Annotated in this window: 11 protein-coding genes and 2 rRNA genes; all 13 read right to left on the bottom strand. The window is 46.5% G+C overall.

All coding sequences use genetic code 11. The annotated features are described in order from the left end of the window. Positions 1-377: 377 nt before the first annotated feature. Positions 378-1,835 (bottom strand): glutamate--tRNA ligase, encoded by a 1,458-nt coding sequence (gltX, locus tag FOF60_RS00555; RefSeq protein WP_192472795.1) that lies wholly within the window; start codon positions 1,833-1,835, stop codon positions 378-380. 69 nt (positions 1,836-1,904) lie between these two features. Beyond that, positions 1,905-2,387, bottom strand: coding sequence for a 2-C-methyl-D-erythritol 2,4-cyclodiphosphate synthase (ispF, locus tag FOF60_RS00550; protein WP_192472796.1), 483 nt, complete (start codon positions 2,385-2,387; stop codon positions 1,905-1,907). A 42-nt stretch (positions 2,388-2,429) separates the two neighbouring features. Then, on the bottom strand, positions 2,430-3,125 hold the full coding sequence (gene ispD / locus FOF60_RS00545) for a 2-C-methyl-D-erythritol 4-phosphate cytidylyltransferase (protein ID WP_192472797.1): 696 nt from the start codon (positions 3,123-3,125) through the stop codon (positions 2,430-2,432). Positions 3,126-3,296: 171 nt separating this feature from the next. Beyond that, positions 3,297-4,388 carry a PIN/TRAM domain-containing protein gene (locus tag FOF60_RS00540; RefSeq protein WP_192472798.1) on the bottom strand — a complete coding sequence of 364 codons (1,092 nt, stop codon included), beginning with the start codon at positions 4,386-4,388 and terminating at the stop codon, positions 3,297-3,299. A 261-nt stretch (positions 4,389-4,649) separates the two neighbouring features. After that, positions 4,650-5,723 carry a DNA integrity scanning diadenylate cyclase DisA gene (gene disA, locus FOF60_RS00535; protein ID WP_192472799.1) on the bottom strand — a complete coding sequence of 358 codons (1,074 nt, stop codon included), beginning with the start codon at positions 5,721-5,723 and terminating at the stop codon, positions 4,650-4,652. Positions 5,724-5,727: 4 nt separating this feature from the next. Continuing rightward, positions 5,728-7,107 carry a DNA repair protein RadA gene (gene radA / locus FOF60_RS00530; protein WP_192472800.1) on the bottom strand — a complete coding sequence of 460 codons (1,380 nt, stop codon included), beginning with the start codon at positions 7,105-7,107 and terminating at the stop codon, positions 5,728-5,730. Between the two features lie 297 nt (positions 7,108-7,404). Then, positions 7,405-9,843 (bottom strand): ATP-dependent protease ATP-binding subunit ClpC, encoded by a 2,439-nt coding sequence (clpC, locus tag FOF60_RS00525; RefSeq protein WP_192472801.1) that lies wholly within the window; start codon positions 9,841-9,843, stop codon positions 7,405-7,407. Between the two features lie 4 nt (positions 9,844-9,847). Continuing rightward, positions 9,848-10,930, bottom strand: coding sequence for a protein-arginine kinase McsB (locus FOF60_RS00520; protein WP_192472802.1), 1,083 nt, complete (start codon positions 10,928-10,930; stop codon positions 9,848-9,850). A 2-nt stretch (positions 10,931-10,932) separates the two neighbouring features. Then, positions 10,933-11,481 carry a protein-arginine kinase activator protein McsA gene (locus tag FOF60_RS00515; protein WP_192472803.1) on the bottom strand — a complete coding sequence of 183 codons (549 nt, stop codon included), beginning with the start codon at positions 11,479-11,481 and terminating at the stop codon, positions 10,933-10,935. Between the two features lie 27 nt (positions 11,482-11,508). Further along, positions 11,509-11,970 carry a CtsR family transcriptional regulator gene (locus tag FOF60_RS00510; protein ID WP_167834072.1) on the bottom strand — a complete coding sequence of 154 codons (462 nt, stop codon included), beginning with the start codon at positions 11,968-11,970 and terminating at the stop codon, positions 11,509-11,511. Positions 11,971-12,339: 369 nt separating this feature from the next. Beyond that, a complete protein-coding gene (locus FOF60_RS00505) occupies positions 12,340-12,624 on the bottom strand; it encodes a hypothetical protein (RefSeq protein ID WP_192472804.1) in 285 nt (94 codons plus the stop codon). A 1,508-nt stretch (positions 12,625-14,132) separates the two neighbouring features. Continuing rightward, positions 14,133-14,248, bottom strand: a 5S ribosomal RNA gene (rrf, locus tag FOF60_RS00500). Between the two features lie 75 nt (positions 14,249-14,323). After that, positions 14,324-17,258 (bottom strand): 23S ribosomal RNA (locus FOF60_RS00495). Positions 17,259-17,375 lie beyond the last annotated feature (117 nt).

Genomic DNA, 17,375 nt, shown 5'->3' with positions numbered 1-17,375 from the left:
GCCTCATTTTTAAAATTCACATTATCCAGCTTGCTTGCCAGTACACATATAAAAAAGCGCCCCTGTCGTATACGACAGAGACGCTTGTATGCGCGGTTCCACTCTGTTTAGGCCGCCTTTGAACAAGCAATAGCCTCAACTTGAACCTGTTAACGGGAGGACCCGCCCGGTACTACTCAGGCAATTTGCCTTTTTGCACAGGGACTCCGAGGCGCATTTCAAAAAATGAGAGGCCTGAACCACTTTCAGCCGGTGATGGTTCTCTCTAATAAGCGTCATCTTTCTACTTTTCCTCTTCAACACTTTGGTTATATAGAATTACTCTTACTATATTACATTTTTGAAATTCTGTTAACTAAAACAGCTTAGAAAAGTTATTAGCCCAAAAGCTTCTGGACTCTTTCCTTTACTTTTTCTTTGCCGATCAGTTCCATTGCAAGCATCAGGTCCGGACCATGTGTCTGGCCTGTCGCAGCTGCGCGGACTGGCATGAAAAGCTTCTGCCCTTTATGGCCTGTTCCTTTTTGTACTGCTTTGACCGCTGCCTTGATTGAATCCGCCTTGAACTCTTCAAGCTTTTCGATCTCTGCAAGGAATGCATTCAGCACTTCTGGAACCTGCTCGCCTGCAAGAACCTCTTTTGCATCTTCATCATAGTTTACCTCATCGCGGAAGAATAAATCAGACATCTCGACGATTTCCGCTCCGAAGCTCATCTTATCATGATACAGGGAAATAAGGCCGCGAACCCAGGCATCTTCTTCCTCTGTACGGTTCTCACTGACTTTTCCAGCCTTGACAAGGTGTGGCAGCGCCAGCTCGACAACACGGTCCAGATCAGCCTTTTTCATATATTGGTTGTTCATCCATGCAAGCTTCTGCTGGTCAAATAGCGCAGGAGATTTTGAAAGTCTTGCCGGATCGAAAATTTCAATGAATTCGTTCTTTGAGTAAATCTCCTCTTCACCTGCTGGAGACCATCCAAGCAGCGTGATAAAGTTGAACAATGCTTCTGGCAGATAACCGAGCTCTTCATACTGCTCGATAAACTGGATGATCGATTCGTCACGCTTGCTCAGCTTCTTGCGGCTTTCGTTGACGATTAATGTCATATGGCCAAACACCGGAGGCTCCCAGCCAAGCGCTTCATAAATCACAAGCTGCTTCGGCGTATTGGAAATATGGTCATCACCGCGAAGAACGTGGGAAATCTTCATCAAATGGTCATCGACGACAACCGCATAGTTATAGGTTGGTGTGCCATCTTTCTTGACGATAACAAAGTCACCCATCCCGTCTGATTCAAAGCTGACGTCGCCTTTTACCATATCATCGAACTTGAGGATCTTTCCTGCAGGCACCTTGAAGCGAAGGCTCGGCTGGCGTCCTTCTTTTTCAAACTGTTCCTTCTGTTCAGCTGTAAGGTTGCGGCAGCGTCCTGAATAATGAGGAGTCTCGTTGCGTGCAGCCTGCTCCTCGCGCTCAGCTTCCAGCTCTTCCTCTGTGCAGTAGCACTTATAGGCATGGCCTTTTTCCAGAAGCTCCTGATTGTATTGCTCATAAATATGGTTTCGCTCAGATTGGCGGTAAGGTCCAAATTCGCCGCCAACATCGACGCTCTCATCCCAGTCGATTCCAAGCCATTTAAGATACTTCAGCTGGCTTTGTTCCCCGCCTTCGATATTGCGTTTTTTATCTGTATCTTCGATGCGGATGATGAACTTTCCGCCTCTGTTTCGTGCGAATAGATAGTTGAATAGGGCTGTACGGGCATTCCCGATATGTAAATGTCCAGTCGGGCTCGGCGCGTAACGCACCCGGATATCTGATGACATAGTGAATCCTCCTCTAATATAGCTGTCCATTATTGTATCATTTTCAAATATAAAAGCGGAAGTACCTTATTATTTCTGAGTTTCTTTTAATAAAACGACCGCCTGTGCGGCGATGCCTTCTCCCCGTCCCGGGAAACCGAGCTTTTCTGTCGTCGTCGCCTTGACATTCACCTGGTCAGGGGTGCCTTCCAATAATCCTGCAATCCTTTCGCGCATCGCTTCGATATGCGGTGCCATTTTAGGCTGCTGCGCGATGATCGTACAGTCTATGTTTACAAGCTCGTACCCTTTACCTTTAACAATCTTCCAAACATGTTCAAGCAATTTGGCTGAATCAGCGTCCTTGAATTCAGGATCAGTGTCCGGGAAATGTCTGCCGATGTCCCCTTCGCCGATTGCCCCAAGACATGCATCAGCCACTGTATGTAAAAGCACATCAGCGTCCGAGTGGCCAAGAAGCCCTTTTTCATATGGAATCGTGATTCCGCCAATGATCAGCGGCCTGCCCTCCGTCAATTGATGTACATCAAAACCTTGTCCTATACGAAACATAATGAATAACTCCTTTTAAAATTAGGCTGTCTATATCTATTTTCAAACACTCGATTCTTTTCGCTTGCGCAGGATCGCTTGTGCAAAATATAAATCTTCTGGTGTTGTCAGCTTAATATTATCATAGTCCCCTTCGATGATGCTGACACGATGCGGAATCCGTTCGACAAGGCTTGATTCATCTGTACCGATGAATTGCTCTCTTATTGCCTTGTTATGCGCCTCAAGCAATACGGATGCTCGGAATGCCTGGGGGGTCTGGACTGCCCACAAGCTTGAACGTTCAACTGTTTCGGATACCATGCTGTTCTCCGCTTTCTTGATGGTATCTTTAACAGGAACAGCCACGATTGCCCCGCCATCCTTGCTTGCGGCCTCCACAAGTTTGTGAATTATTTCTGTTTTTATGAATGGGCGGGCTGCGTCATGGACGAGCACGATCCCATCCAGGGAATGGACCGTCCTCAGCCCGTTATACACACTGTCCTGGCGTTCCTTTCCTCCAGCAACCAGTGAAGATACCTTATGTATACCATACTCTTTCAATAAAGACTTGAACTGTTGCTCATCACTCGGGCTGATGGCAAGAATGATGCCGGAGCATTCAGCATCTGCTTCAAACACCCTTAATGTATGGATCAGGATTGGGACACCATCCAAAGTAAGCAGCAGCTTATTTTTCCCTGCTCCCATCCTCTTTCCCTGGCCTGCAGCCGGAATTATAACCTGATAAGGCATGATGAAAACTCCAATCTTTTTTCTGCTCTCATTCCTTGATAAAAAAACAAAATTACCAATACCACTTTAACATATAAACGGGCAGTCGAGGCCCTGCTTCACGCCTTCAATGAATCAATGAAGGAAGCGGGAATCAACTGCCCATAAAGGCTTGGTCCATCGAGGGATGGATCAACTGATTATACTTTTTTCCAACTGCTTCGGCTTTGCGAAAATCATCCTGCCAGCAGATGTTTGCAGCACACTTGTCACAAGAACATCGATACGCTTTCCGATATAATCGCGGCCTTCTTCGACCACGATCATGGTGCCGTCATCCAGGTACGCAATGCCTTGATTATGTTCCTTGCCATCCTTGATGACCTGGATGCTCAACTCTTCTCCAGGAAGGACAACTGGTTTTACTGCATTGGCCAGATCATTGATATTCAGCACGGCAACCTTTTGCAATTCACATACTTTGTTCAAGTTAAAATCATTCGTGACGACAACCCCATTTGTCAGCTTTGCCAGCTTTACAAGCTTGCTGTCGACTTCCTGGATATCGTCAAAATCACCTTCATAAATCTCAACCTTAATCTTAAGTTCCTTTTGAATACGGTTAAGGATGTCCAATCCGCGGCGCCCGCGATTGCGCTTCAACACATCGGATGAATCAGCGATATGCTGTAACTCTTCCAGGACAAACTGTGGTATGACAATTGTGCCCTCAAGAAACCCTGTCTGGCAGATATCCGCAACTCTGCCATCAATAATCACGCTTGTGTCGAGAATCTTCCACTCTCTTGCACGGCTTTCTTTTTCCACTTCTTCTTCAGTGCCCTTTTTCTTTGACCTTGAAAATAAGCCAAGCAGTTCATCTCGCTTTTTGAATCCGACCTGGAATCCAAGATAACCAAATAAAAGTGTCAGTAGTGTCGGTGCCACTGTATTCACAACAGGAACCTGGATTGCATTAAGAGCAAATCCTACTAAAAATGCCACGAGCAACCCAAAGAAAAGGCCTACACTTCCGAACAAGACATCCGTTATTGGTGCCTTGATCAGCGACTCTTCAGCCCACTTCACAAAATTAGTCACAGGATCAACGGCCCAAAAAGTAAGAAGATAAAAAATAAGTGCGCCTAAAACAGCAGTAACATAAGGATTATTGATGAGAGTCATGTCTCCCGCGTTCATTAATGCTAATAAATCAGGAATTAAGAATATACCAAGCGTTCCCCCAATGATCAGGAAGCAGGCTTGAATGATACGTCTTAACATCCTTTCACCTCCTTTTAATCATTATAAACAACTTCCAAATTTTGAAACCCTAGTAATCAAACATTTTCTTAAAATAGGGCTGCTTCTAAAATAAAGACTCAAATGATTATACGATTTAACCATGGTAAAGGTTACGTAATTTGCACAATTATTATTTTAATACAGCAAGATTGCCATAATCCCTATAGGAGTAAATCTCATCTTTAAAGTAGCACCGGGGCATGTGGGTGTCAATTAAAAGCAGGCCGCCAATGTTTGGGATTACATTTGGCGGTCCGCCATCAGCTGGTCCCTGATGAGTTTAAAGCCTTCTTTGATTTTCCGGGCTCTTACTTCGCCGATGCCCTCTACATCATCCAATTCTTCAACGGAAGCAGCAATCATATTGGTAAATTTGCCGAAACGTTTGATCAAATTCTCAGTAATGATCATCGGCAGCCGCGGAATCTTATTCAGCATTCGGTACCCTCTAGGACAGATGAATTCATCCATATGCACGTATCCCTGATGACCAAGAAGCTTGAGGATGGTAGAGTCTTCAATGACTCCTGCCTTTGAAAGCTCCTGGAAACGGGCCATCACAACATCTGCCTTCACTTCCGGTTCTGCTGAATAATCTTTGATGACAAGCAGTGCTTCTCTTTCCATTTCAAATAAAAGCTCCTGCATTTGCAGGCGGATCAGCCGGCCTTCCTGCCCAAGTTCACTTAAATAAGTAAAAAGCTCCGTCTTGATCCTAAGCACCATCTCAAAACGATGGATCACCTGCAGCAAATCATTATAGGTGACAAGATCCTCAAATTCGAGAATTCCCAGATTGGTAATGCTTTGTTCAAGCACGACTTTATACTTTTCCAGCGTCTGGATGGCCTGGTTCGCCTTTGTTAAGATGACGCCGATTTCCTTCAATGCATAGCGAAGGTTTCCCTGGTACAGAGTAATGACATTCCTTCGCTGGGATATTGCGATGACAAGTGCTCTTGTTTGCCTTGCCACACGCTCCGCTGTCCTGTGCCTCATCCCTGTCTCAGTCGAGGGTACTCCCGTATCCGGCGCTAACTGGGCGTTGGCGAATAGGATCTTGCTGCCAGTCTCATTTAGAATAATTGCGCCATCCATCTTCGCCAGTTCATAAAGGTAGCTGGGACTGAACCGGCAATTGATTTCAAAGCCGCCATCAACCAGGTTTTTAACTTTTTCATTGTATCCAAACACAATCAATCCGCCTGTCTTGGCCCGGAGCACATTATCGATACCATCCCTTAGAGGTGTACCTGGAGAGATGAATTGAAGGATTTCACCCAACTCTTTTTCCTCTAGCTCTTTATGTTCCAATCCATCAACCTCCCAAGGTGACTTTTAATGCGTGGCTGACAGATGATACCCCGATAAGCTCAACTCCCCGTGGAGGAGTCCATCCGCCAAGGTTATTCTCCGGTAAAATAATTCTTTCAAAGCCAAGCTTCGCCGCTTCCTGGACACGCTGTTCAATCCTCGAGACCCTCCTGACTTCCCCAGTCAGCCCCACCTCGCCAATGATACAATCAGAAGCACGTGTTGGTTTATCCCTGAAGCTAGAGGCAATGCTGACTGCCACCGCTAGGTCGATTGCCGGTTCATCCAGCTTCACTCCGCCGGCGACCTTCAAATAAGCATCCTGGTTAGCGAGCAGCAACCCGACACGTTTCTCAAGCACCGCCATAAGAAGCGAAACGCGGTTATGGTCGATTCCGGTAGCCATGCGCCTTGGATTCCCAAAGCTAGTAGGCGAGATCAGCGCCTGGATTTCAACCAGTACAGGTCTCGTTCCTTCCATCGAAGCCACGACCGTTGAACCCGAAGCTCCCTGGGATCTTTCCTCTAAAAATATTTCCGATGGGTTTGCCACTTCTTCAAGACCTACTTCCTTCATCTCAAAAATACCCATTTCATTCGTAGACCCGAAACGGTTTTTGACAGCCCGAAGAATTCTGTAAGTGTGGTGTCTCTCACCTTCGAAATATAGAACTGTATCAACCATATGCTCCAACAATCTTGGTCCGGCGATCGAGCCTTCCTTCGTGACATGGCCAACAATAAAAATCGCAATTCCCTTTGTTTTTGCAATCCTCATTAACTCAGCTGTACATTCCCTTACCTGGGATACACTCCCTGGCGCGGAGGTCACTTCAGGGTGGAAAATAGTTTGGATCGAGTCAACAATGACAAAATCTGGACTGCTGTTTTCAATTGTCAGGCTGATTTCATGGAGGTTGGTTTCCGAATAAACAAGCAGGTTATCCGATGTTACACCAAGCCGGTCCGCGCGGAGCTTCGTTTGCCTCATCGACTCCTCACCTGAAATATACAGGACGGAATGCGCCTTCTTGGCCAGCTGGTAAGATACCTGAAGCAATAACGTCGATTTGCCGATACCAGGATCCCCGCCTATCAGCACAAGCGACCCTCTGACTACCCCGCCGCCAAGAACACGGTTCAACTCATTCAAATCTGTCGTAATCCGCGGCTCGCTGATTGTTTCAATACTGGTAATTGGGGTTGCCTTTGCAGCTACACTCGTATTACCTGTATTGGCAAAAGCTCCTCTTCTTGTCGAGCCAGTGCTTTCCACTTCCTCGACCATCTTATTCCATTGCCCGCATCCCGGACATTTCCCCATCCATTTCGGAGATTCATAGCCACATTCCTGGCACATGAATTTTGTTTTTCTTTTTGCCATTTTCTTAGCCTCTCAATTAAAAAAAGTTTGTATCTTTATAATAAAGCCAAACAAGTAATAAAAGAAATGATAGCGACTGAAGCAGGTATGTATTTTTTTCATAAAGACTGTCCAACATTGTCTACTTAAATTATGTTCATATCCAGATGGTGCAATTCCAACTATTTTTTCAGAAAGGATAATACCCGTCTTGCAACGATAAGCTTGGGAGGTTCAATAAGATCAGGAAAGAGCTTTTAAAAAAAGGGGTACACGTATTTTGTACGTATACCCCTTTTGTTTACATGTTAAGCCATTTTAAGCTTTTGCCGTTCCTTCTGGAGCCTTGACAACAAATTCGCCATTTTCAACATCTATGACGACATTTTGCCCAGTGAGGACAGTTCCTCTCAGCAATTCTTCAGACAGCTGGTCTTCGATATGCTTCTGGATTGCCCTGCGCAATGGACGTGCGCCGTATTCCGGATCGTAGCCTTCCTCGGAAATCTTCTCTTTTGCCGCGTCTGTCAGCTCTAGCGTGATTTCCTGTTCTTTCAGGCGCTTCACAAGCTGGTCGGACATCAACGTAACGATTTCTTTCAAATGCGGCTTTTCGAGCGCATGGAAGACGATGATTTCATCGATACGGTTAAGGAATTCAGGACGGAATGCCTTTTTCAGCTCTTCCATTACTTTGCCCTTCATATCTTTGTAATCCTGTTCGCCATCCTGGATATTAAAGCCGACATATTTATTCCGCTTTAACGCTTCTGCTCCGACATTGGATGTCAGGATCATGATGGTATTGCGGAAGTCGACTGTCCGGCCCTTGGAGTCCGTCAAACGGCCATCCTCGAGTACCTGGAGCAGGATGTTGAACACATCTGGATGCGCTTTTTCAATTTCATCAAGCAGGATGACCGAGTATGGCTTTCTGCGTACCTTCTCAGTCAATTGGCCGCCTTCATCATATCCGACATAGCCTGGAGGTGAACCGACAAGTCGTGATGTCGAATGCTTTTCCATGTACTCTGACATATCGACGCGGATCATCGCATCTTCATCACCGAACATGGATTCTGCCAGGGCTCTCGCCAATTCTGTTTTACCGACACCTGTTGGCCCAAGGAAAATAAATGAACCAATTGGACGTTTAGGATCCTTCAAGCCTGCACGCGCGCGTCTGACGGCCTTGGAAACGGCTTTAACGGCTTCATCCTGGCCGATGACACGGGAGTGAAGGATTTCCTCCAGGTTCAGGAGCTTATCTGTCTCAGTCTGCGCTAGCTTGGAAACAGGGATATTCGTCCAGCTGGACACCACATGGGCGATGTCTTCCACTGTCACTTCACTGTTTTCCTTGCCCTGCTTTTCTTTCCATGACTTCTTCGTATTTTCAAGCTGTTCACGAAGACGCTGTTCTGTATCTCTTAAAGAAGCAGCCTTTTCAAACTCCTGGCTTTGTACAGAAGCATCCTTCTCCTTGCGTACTTCCTCCAGCTTCACCTCAAGCTCCTTAAGGTTAGGAGGAGTTGTATAGGAACGCAGACGAACCTTCGAACCTGCTTCATCAATTAAGTCAATTGCTTTATCCGGAAGGAATCGGTCAGAGATGTAGCGGTCCGATAATTTTACAGCCGCTTCAATTGCCTCATCCGTAATCGATACTCTGTGGTGAGCTTCATAGCGGTCACGAAGACCCTTCAAAATTTGTACTGACTCCTCAGCCGTTGGCTCATCAACAGTGATCGGCTGGAAGCGTCGTTCAAGTGCAGCATCTTTTTCGATGTATTTGCGGTACTCATCCAGGGTGGTGGCACCGATACATTGCAGCTCACCGCGTGCAAGTGACGGCTTCAGGATATTGGAAGCGTCAATCGCTCCTTCCGCTCCGCCAGCACCGATCAGTGTGTGAAGCTCATCGATGAAAAGAATGATATTTCCTGCCTGGCGAATTTCATCCATGACCTTCTTCAGGCGGTCCTCAAATTCACCGCGGTACTTGGTTCCTGCAACAACTGTTCCCATATCAAGAGTCATGACACGCTTGTCACGAAGGATTTCCGGTACCTCGTTATTGACGATTTGCTGTGCCAGCCCTTCCGCAATCGCTGTTTTACCAACGCCTGGCTCACCGATCAATACAGGGTTGTTCTTCGTCCGGCGGCTTAACACTTCAATGACACGCTGAATTTCCTTAGCACGGCCGATGACCGGATCAAGGCTGCCTTCCCTCGCGATTGCTGTTAAGTCCCTAGCAAGGCTATCCAGTGTCGGCGTATTGGCATTAGCCGTTCCGCCACCCTGATGTCCTGAAGTTTCATTGCTTCCAAGCAGCTGAAGAACCTGCTGGCGTGCCTTGTTCAGGCTGACACCCAGATTGTTCAGCACTCTTGCAGCCACACCCTCTCCCTCACGGATCAATCCAAGCAGGATATGTTCTGTTCCAACATAGGAGTGGCCCAGCTTCCTTGCCTCATCCATTGAAAGTTCGATGACCTTCTTAGCTCTTGGCGTATAGTGGATTGTCTGGGAAGTTTCCTGGCCGCGGCCAATCAGGTTCTCAACTTCCTTCTGGATTTTCTCCGCTCCTAGACCAAGTCCATAAAGCGCCTTTGCCGCGATGCCCTCACCTTCACGCACCAGGCCAAGTAAGATGTGTTCTGTGCCGATATTGTTATGTCCAAGGCGAATGGCCTCTTCCTGTGCGAGTGCCAATACTTTTTGTGCTCTCTCGGTAAATCGTCCAAACATCATAAGATCATCCTCCTGACTCATCTTTTGTTTCCATTTTCAAACGTTCTCTTATTAAAGCAGCCCTGCGGATATCCCGTTCATTCGGTCTTAATGGTCCTCCCGCATATTGCTGTAAAAACCCGGGCTGAGTTAATATCATCAATTCATTCAAAATCGATTTGGATATATTTTTTATAAAACCCATATCTATACCAAGCCTTAAATCTGATAGGCAGCGGGCAGCTTCCTTCGTTTCGATGATCCTGCTGTTTGCAAGTGTTCCATATGACCGAAACACTCTGTCTTCTAATTGTATGTTAGAAGTCTTCGCTAATGCTTCCCGCGCTGACCTTTCCTGAGATATAATCTGGCTTACGACACTTTTTAAATCGTCTACGATGTCCTCTTCCGATTTCCCGAGCGTGATTTGGTTCGATATTTGAAAAATATTGCCGAGTGCTTCACTGCCCTCGCCGTAAATACCTCTTACCACCAAACCAAGCTGGTTAATCGCTGGGACGATCCGGTTCATTTGCTGTGTCAAAACTAAGCCAGGCAGGTGCATCATCACCGATGCCCTCAGGCCAGTACCCACATTCGTAGGACAGCTGGTTAAATAGCCGAAATTCTCATCAAACGCATAGTTGACATATTCCTCAAGCCAGTCATCGATTTCATTGGCAGCCTTGAGGGCTTCACCTAGCTGAAAGCCTGGGAATAAACATTGAATCCTGATATGGTCTTCCTCATTGATCATGATACTGACTTCTTCATTTTCAGATAACAGGACGGCACCATGAACGGAGTTTTCTGCCAGATTCGGACTGATCAAATGCTTCTCGACCAGCACCCTTTTCTGCAAAGGCGGAATCTCATCCATTTTAATCATTTCCAACTGACCAAAAGCAGCTGTCGAAGTATTGCTGGCACGTTCCATGATCGTACCTGTCACTGCTTCTGCCTCACCATTGGTGAATAATGTCGGAAAATTATATTCATCAAGGTTCCTTGCAAAGCGGATGCGAGAGCTAAGGACGATATCTGAATCAGGACCATCATCACTCATCCAGGAGCTGACAGCCTGATTGATAAACTTCTCCAATGACAAGGCTACTCCCCTCCCTCTTGACCTGCTGACAATTTCCTTTCAAGTTCCCTGATCTGGTCCCTTGTCTCAGCAGCCTGCTCAAATTCCTCAGCTGAAATCAAGTTTTTCAGAGTTTGCTTCAGCTGATCGATTGTCTTCCTTACATGAAGGTCGCCGCCGACTCTTTTAGGGATTTTCCCATTATGCATTGAATTACCACTATGGAGCCTCCTTACAATCGGAGTTAACTGTTCACGAAAAGCATCATAGCAAGTCGCACAGCCAAATCTGCCGACTTTCACAAACTGCGGAAATGTCATTGAACATTGTGGACACTGGGCCACTTGCTCAGCATCAAAGGCATTCTTTTTCTGTTCAGGAAAAGCAGGTTCCATATTCAACAATCCGGCAAGCAAGCTATTGATCGAAAAAGCAGGGCCGTTGTTCATCATAAACAATTCGCCTTTTTCTTGTGCGCATATTTCACACAAGTGCAATTCCGTTTTTTCTCCATTTGAATAATTCGTGAAGTGCAGCGTTGCCGGCCTTTGATTACACTCTTGGCAGATCATGCCCTCACCTCTTTATCTGCTTTGATATTATTTGTATTTCAATGCCATCAGCATGGCTTTCAACATTCTCGCACGCAGCTCGTCACGCTGCGGCAGCTCTATATACAGGACGGACCTGTCGAGCACACTCAGCATGATTTTTGCCTCACGGTCAGTGACTACATCTTCCTCCACAAGACGGAAGATGACATGCTCAGCGCTGCTTTGCGAAATTCGTGTCTGTATCAAAGACAGTAAATCATCAATCAAATGTGCATGATCATAAGCCTGGACTTTGATGATCCGGATGTAGCCGCCGCCACCCCGTTTGCTCTCAACAAGATAGCCTCTTTCAATCGTGAACCTTGTATTGATGACATAATTGATCTGGGACGGCACGCACTGAAATTTATCGGCGATTTCACTTCGCTTGATTTCAACGATGTCCTTATCGCTCATTTCTAAAACCTGTTTAAGGTAATGTTCTATGATGTCCGATATATTCCTCACTAAACCTCCCCCATTCTGACTTTGACTATATTTGACTTTAATTATACAAAAAACTTTTTTTCGATGCAATGAATGCATCCTGAATTATTTTCGTCAAAATTATGTATGCCAAAAGATGACAATAAGGGGTGTGATGGTTATTATACCCATTTTGCAACATGTGGAAACTTGTATCCAGGCACATCGATTAAAAATTTGTTAAGGTTTAGATTTTCTGAGAAGGAGTCGGTGGTTATTTGGTTAGATTGGCTATGTGACCAACAATAATGTCTAGTGTATATAAGCTCTTTTACGGTGATTGTATATAAGAAATGGCTGGTATATTTTATTTTTTGGGGAACTGACCTGTGCCTGTATAAGTGCGATCCACTAACTTAATAAATGGCCAAAAAAGATAATGATCGTTAAAAACACGGATAATCCTAAAGTCAGGGTGATTGTCGAAAAACTTCTGGCCATGCCCTTCCAATTTCTCATACCTGCCATTCCTAAAAGCCCCGTTACAAAGGTCAGCAGGGTTACATATAAAAGCAGAACGTATGGTTGGGTGCCTAATATCGTGTATTCAATAGGCCCTGTGGAAGAAACTATAAAAAATAGTAAAACCCAGATTGTTGAAAAGATGAATGACCAAATATTCAATTGCTTAATCATTTAAAGCCTCCTATTAGCCTTGCTGTTTAAGCATTGCAAGTTTCTAAAATTAATCTTTGTAGACTTCGTAAGTAGTTGTATAAAGCAATATTCTGTTGTCGTAATTACACTATAAAAATTACATAGCTAGATATTCATAATGATCATAGAGTAACTAGGAAGATAAGTAAGGCGTGCTGATTGTTAAATAAATTCCACAAAAAATGCGTTAATCCTGCTTGGATCAACGCACTAGGAGTTTAGAGGCAACAAGCAACTATTTGTTCGAAGTTCGCTTATGTTCAGACAGCTTTTCGATCTTTTCCACCAAACCTGTCTGAAGTTGGCTCGGGTTCAGACAACTTTTCGGCTTTTTCCTCCAAACCTGTCCGAAGTAGGCTCGGGTTCAGACAACTTTTCGGCTTTTTCCTCCAAACCTGTCTGAAGTTGGCTCGGGTTCAGACAACTTTTTGTACTTTTCCACTAAACCTGTCCGAAGTTGGCTCGGGTTCAGACAACTTTTCGTCTTTTCCTCCAAACCTGTCTGAAGTTGGCTCTGGTTCAGACAACTTTTTGTACTTTTCCACTAAACCTGTCCGAAGTTGGCTCGGGTTCAGACAACTTTTTGTGCTTTTCCACCAAACCTGTCCGAAGTTGGATCAAGTTCAGACAACTTTTTGTACTTTTCCTCCAAACCTGTCTGAAGTTGGCTCAGGTTCAGACAACTTTTCAATCTTTTCCTCCAAACCTGTCTGAAGTTGGCTCAGGTTCAGACAACTTTTCAATCTTTTCCACCAAACCTGTCTGAAGTTGGCTCAGGTTCAGACAACTTTTTGTGCTTTTTCACTAAACCTGTCTGAAGTTGCACCAAGTTCAGACAACTTTACGATCTTTTCCTCCAAACCTGTCTGAAGTTGGCTCTGGTTCAGACAACTTTTTGTGCTTTTCCACTAAACCTGTCCGAAGTTGGCTCTGGTTCAGACAACTTTTCGTCTTTATCCACCAAACCTGTCTAAAGTTGGCTCGGATTCAGACAACTTTTCGTCTTTTTCCTCCAAACCTGTCTGAAGTTGGCTCAGGTTCAGACAGCTTTTCGATCTTTTCCACCAAACCTGTCTGAAGTTGGCTCTGGTTCAGACAACTTTTTGTGCTTTTCCTCCAAACCTGTCTGAAGTCGCACCAAGTTCAGACAAATTTACCATCTTTTCCTCCAAACCTGTCTGAAGTTGGCTCTGGTTCAGACAACTTTTTGTGCTTTTTCACTAAACCTGTCTGAAGTTGCACCAAGTGCAGACAACTTTACGATCTTTTCCTCCAAACCTGTCTGAAGTTGCACCAAGTTCAGACAACTTTACGATCTTTTCCTCCAAACCTGTCTGAAGTTGCATCTGATTCAAACATCTTTTCATTTATTACCTGCAAACTTGTCCGAAGTCAGGCCAAATATAATCAGTTGCTGCTACATTTCCAACACCTTTTATAAATTCGCATACAAAAAAAGAACAGCCATTACAGCTGTTCTTTCGTGTGCCCGGCGGCGTCCTACTCTCACAGGGGGAAACCCCCAACTACCATCGGCGCTGAGAAGCTTAACTTCCGTGTTCGGTATGGGAACGGGTGTGACCTTCTCGCCATCGCCACCAGACTATTTGGTTTGAGGTTTTATTCCCTCAAAACTAGATAATGTGTAAGAAGAATTCAAGAAGAACGAGTAATCAATTTGGTTAAGTCCTCGAACGATTAGTATCAGTCAGCTCCACACGTCACCGCGCTTCCACCTCTGACCTATCAACCTGATCATCTTTCAGGGTTCTTACTAGCTTGCGCTATGGGAAATCTCATCTTGAGGGGGGCTTCATGCTTAGATGCTTTCAGCACTTATCCCGTCCGCACATAGCTACCCAGCGATGCCTTTGGCAAGACAACTGGTACACCAGCGGTGCGTCCATCCCGGTCCTCTCGTACTAAGGACAGCTCCTCTCAAATTTCCTGCGCCCACGACGGATAGGGACCGAACTGTCTCACGACGTTCTGAACCCAGCTCGCGTACCGCTTTAATGGGCGAACAGCCCAACCCTTGGGACCGACTACAGCCCCAGGATGCGATGAGCCGACATCGAGGTGCCAAACCTCCCCGTCGATGTGGACTCTTGGGGGAGATAAGCCTGTTATCCCCGGGGTAGCTTTTATCCGTTGAGCGATGGCCCTTCCATGCGGAACCACCGGATCACTAAGCCCGACTTTCGTCCCTGCTCGACTTGTAGGTCTCGCAGTCAAGCTCCCTTGTGCCTTTACACTCTGCGAATGATTTCCAACCATTCTGAGGGAACCTTTGGGCGCCTCCGTTACTCTTTAGGAGGCGACCGCCCCAGTCAAACTGCCCACCTGACACTGTCTCCCGCCCCGATCAGGGGCGTGGGTTAGAATTTCAATACAGCCAGGGTAGTATCCCACCGACGCCTCCACCGAAGCTGGCGCTCCGGTTTCTCAGGCTCCTACCTATCCTGTACAAGCTGTACCAAAATTCAATATCAGGCTACAGTAAAGCTCCACGGGGTCTTTCCGTCCTGTCGCGGGTAACCTGCATCTTCACAGGTACTATAATTTCACCGAGTCTCTCGTTGAGACAGTGCCCAGATCGTTACGCCTTTCGTGCGGGTCGGAACTTACCCGACAAGGAATTTCGCTACCTTAGGACCGTTATAGTTACGGCCGCCGTTTACTGGGGCTTCGATTCAGAGCTTCGCGTGAGCTAACCCCTCCTCTTAACCTTCCAGCACCGGGCAGGCGTCAGCCCCTATACTTCGCCTTGCGGCTTCGCAGAGACCTGTGTTTTTGCTAAACAGTCGCCTGGGCCTATTCACTGCGGCTCATCCGGGCTATTCACCCAAATGAGCACCCCTTCTCCCGAAGTTACGGGGTCATTTTGCCGAGTTCCTTAACGAGAGTTCTCTCGCTCACCTTAGGATTCTCTCCTCGCCTACCTGTGTCGGTTTGCGGTACGGGCACCTTTTATCTCGCTAGAGGCTTTTCTTGGCAGTGTGGAATCAGGAACTTCGGTACTATATTTCCCTCGCTGTCACAGCTCAGCCTTCACGCAAGCGGGATTTGCCTCACTTGCAGCCTAACTGCTTAGACGCGCATATCCAACAGCGCGCTTACCCTATCCTCCTGCGTCCCCCCATTGCTCAAACGATAAAGAGGTGGTACAGGAATATCAACCTGTTGTCCATCGCCTACGCCTTTCGGCCTCGGCTTAGGTCCCGACTAACCCTGAGAGGACGAGCCTTCCTCAGGAAACCTTAGGCATTCGGTGGATGGGATTCTCACCCATCTTTCGCTACTCATACCGGCATTCTCACTTCTAAGCGCTCCACCAGTCCTTACGGTCTGACTTCAACGCCCTTAGAACGCTCTCCTACCACTGACATCTAAGATGTCAATCCACAGCTTCGGTGATACGTTTAGCCCCGGTACATTTTCGGCGCAGAGTCACTCGACCAGTGAGCTATTACGCACTCTTTAAATGGTGGCTGCTTCTAAGCCAACATCCTGGTTGTCTAAGCAACTCCACATCCTTTTCCACTTAACGTATACTTTGGGACCTTAGCTGGTGGTCTGGGCTGTTTCCCTTTTGACTACGGATCTTATCACTCGCAGTCTGACTCCCACGGATAAGTCTTTGGCATTCGGAGTTTGTCTGAATTCGGTAACCCGATGAGGGCCCCTAGTCCAAACAGTGCTCTACCTCCAAGACTCTTACAACGTGAGGCTAGCCCTAAAGCTATTTCGGAGAGAACCAGCTATCTCCAAGTTCGATTGGAATTTCTCCGCTACCCACACCTCATCCCCGCACTTTTCAACGTGCGTGGGTTCGGGCCTCCAGTTGGTGTTACCCAACCTTCACCCTGGACATGGGTAGATCACCTGGTTTCGGGTCTACGACCACATACTCATTCGCCCTATTCAGACTCGCTTTCGCTGCGGCTCCGTCTCATCAACTTAACCTTGCATGTAATCGTAACTCGCCGGTTCATTCTACAAAAGGCACGCCATCACCCATGAACGGGCTCTGACTACTTGTAGGCACACGGTTTCAGGATCTCTTTCACTCCCCTTCCGGGGTGCTTTTCACCTTTCCCTCACGGTACTGGTTCACTATCGGTCACTAGGGAGTATTTAGCCTTGGGAGATGGTCCTCCCAGCTTCCGACGGGATTTCTCGTGTCCCGCCGTACTCAGGATCCACTCAGGAGGGAACGAAGTTTCAACTACAGGGTTTTTACCTTCTCTGACGGGCCTTTCCAGACCACTTCATCTACCCCGTTCCTTTGTAACTCCATGTTGAGTGTCCTACAACCCCAAGAGGCAAGCCTCTTGGTTTGGGCTATGTCCCGTTTCGCTCGCCGCTACTCAGGGAATCGCGTTTGCTTTCTCTTCCTCCGGGTACTTAGATGTTTCAGTTCCCCGGGTCTGCCTTCAATGCCCTATGTATTCAGGCAAAGATACTGTTCCATTACGAACAGTGGGTTTCCCCATTCGGAAATCTCCGGATCAAAGCTTACTTACAGCTCCCCGAAGCATATCGGTGTTAGTCCCGTCCTTCATCGGCTCCTAGTGCCAAGGCATCCACCGTGCGCCCTTTCTAACTTAACCTAAAAGGTCATTTCTCTATTAAATAGAGAGAAAAACTAAAATGGCGATCACTCGGTTTTTTCTTGGTTCTTCTTACTTACGATTATCTAGTTTTCAAGGAACAAAAAAGCTTTGAGA

This window comes from Mesobacillus jeotgali, from assembly GCF_014856545.2.
Classification (GTDB): Bacteria; Bacillota; Bacilli; order Bacillales; family Cytobacillaceae; genus Mesobacillus.
The sequence above is the reverse complement of the archived record's forward strand: the minus strand, read 5'-3'. Positions and strand labels throughout refer to the sequence as shown.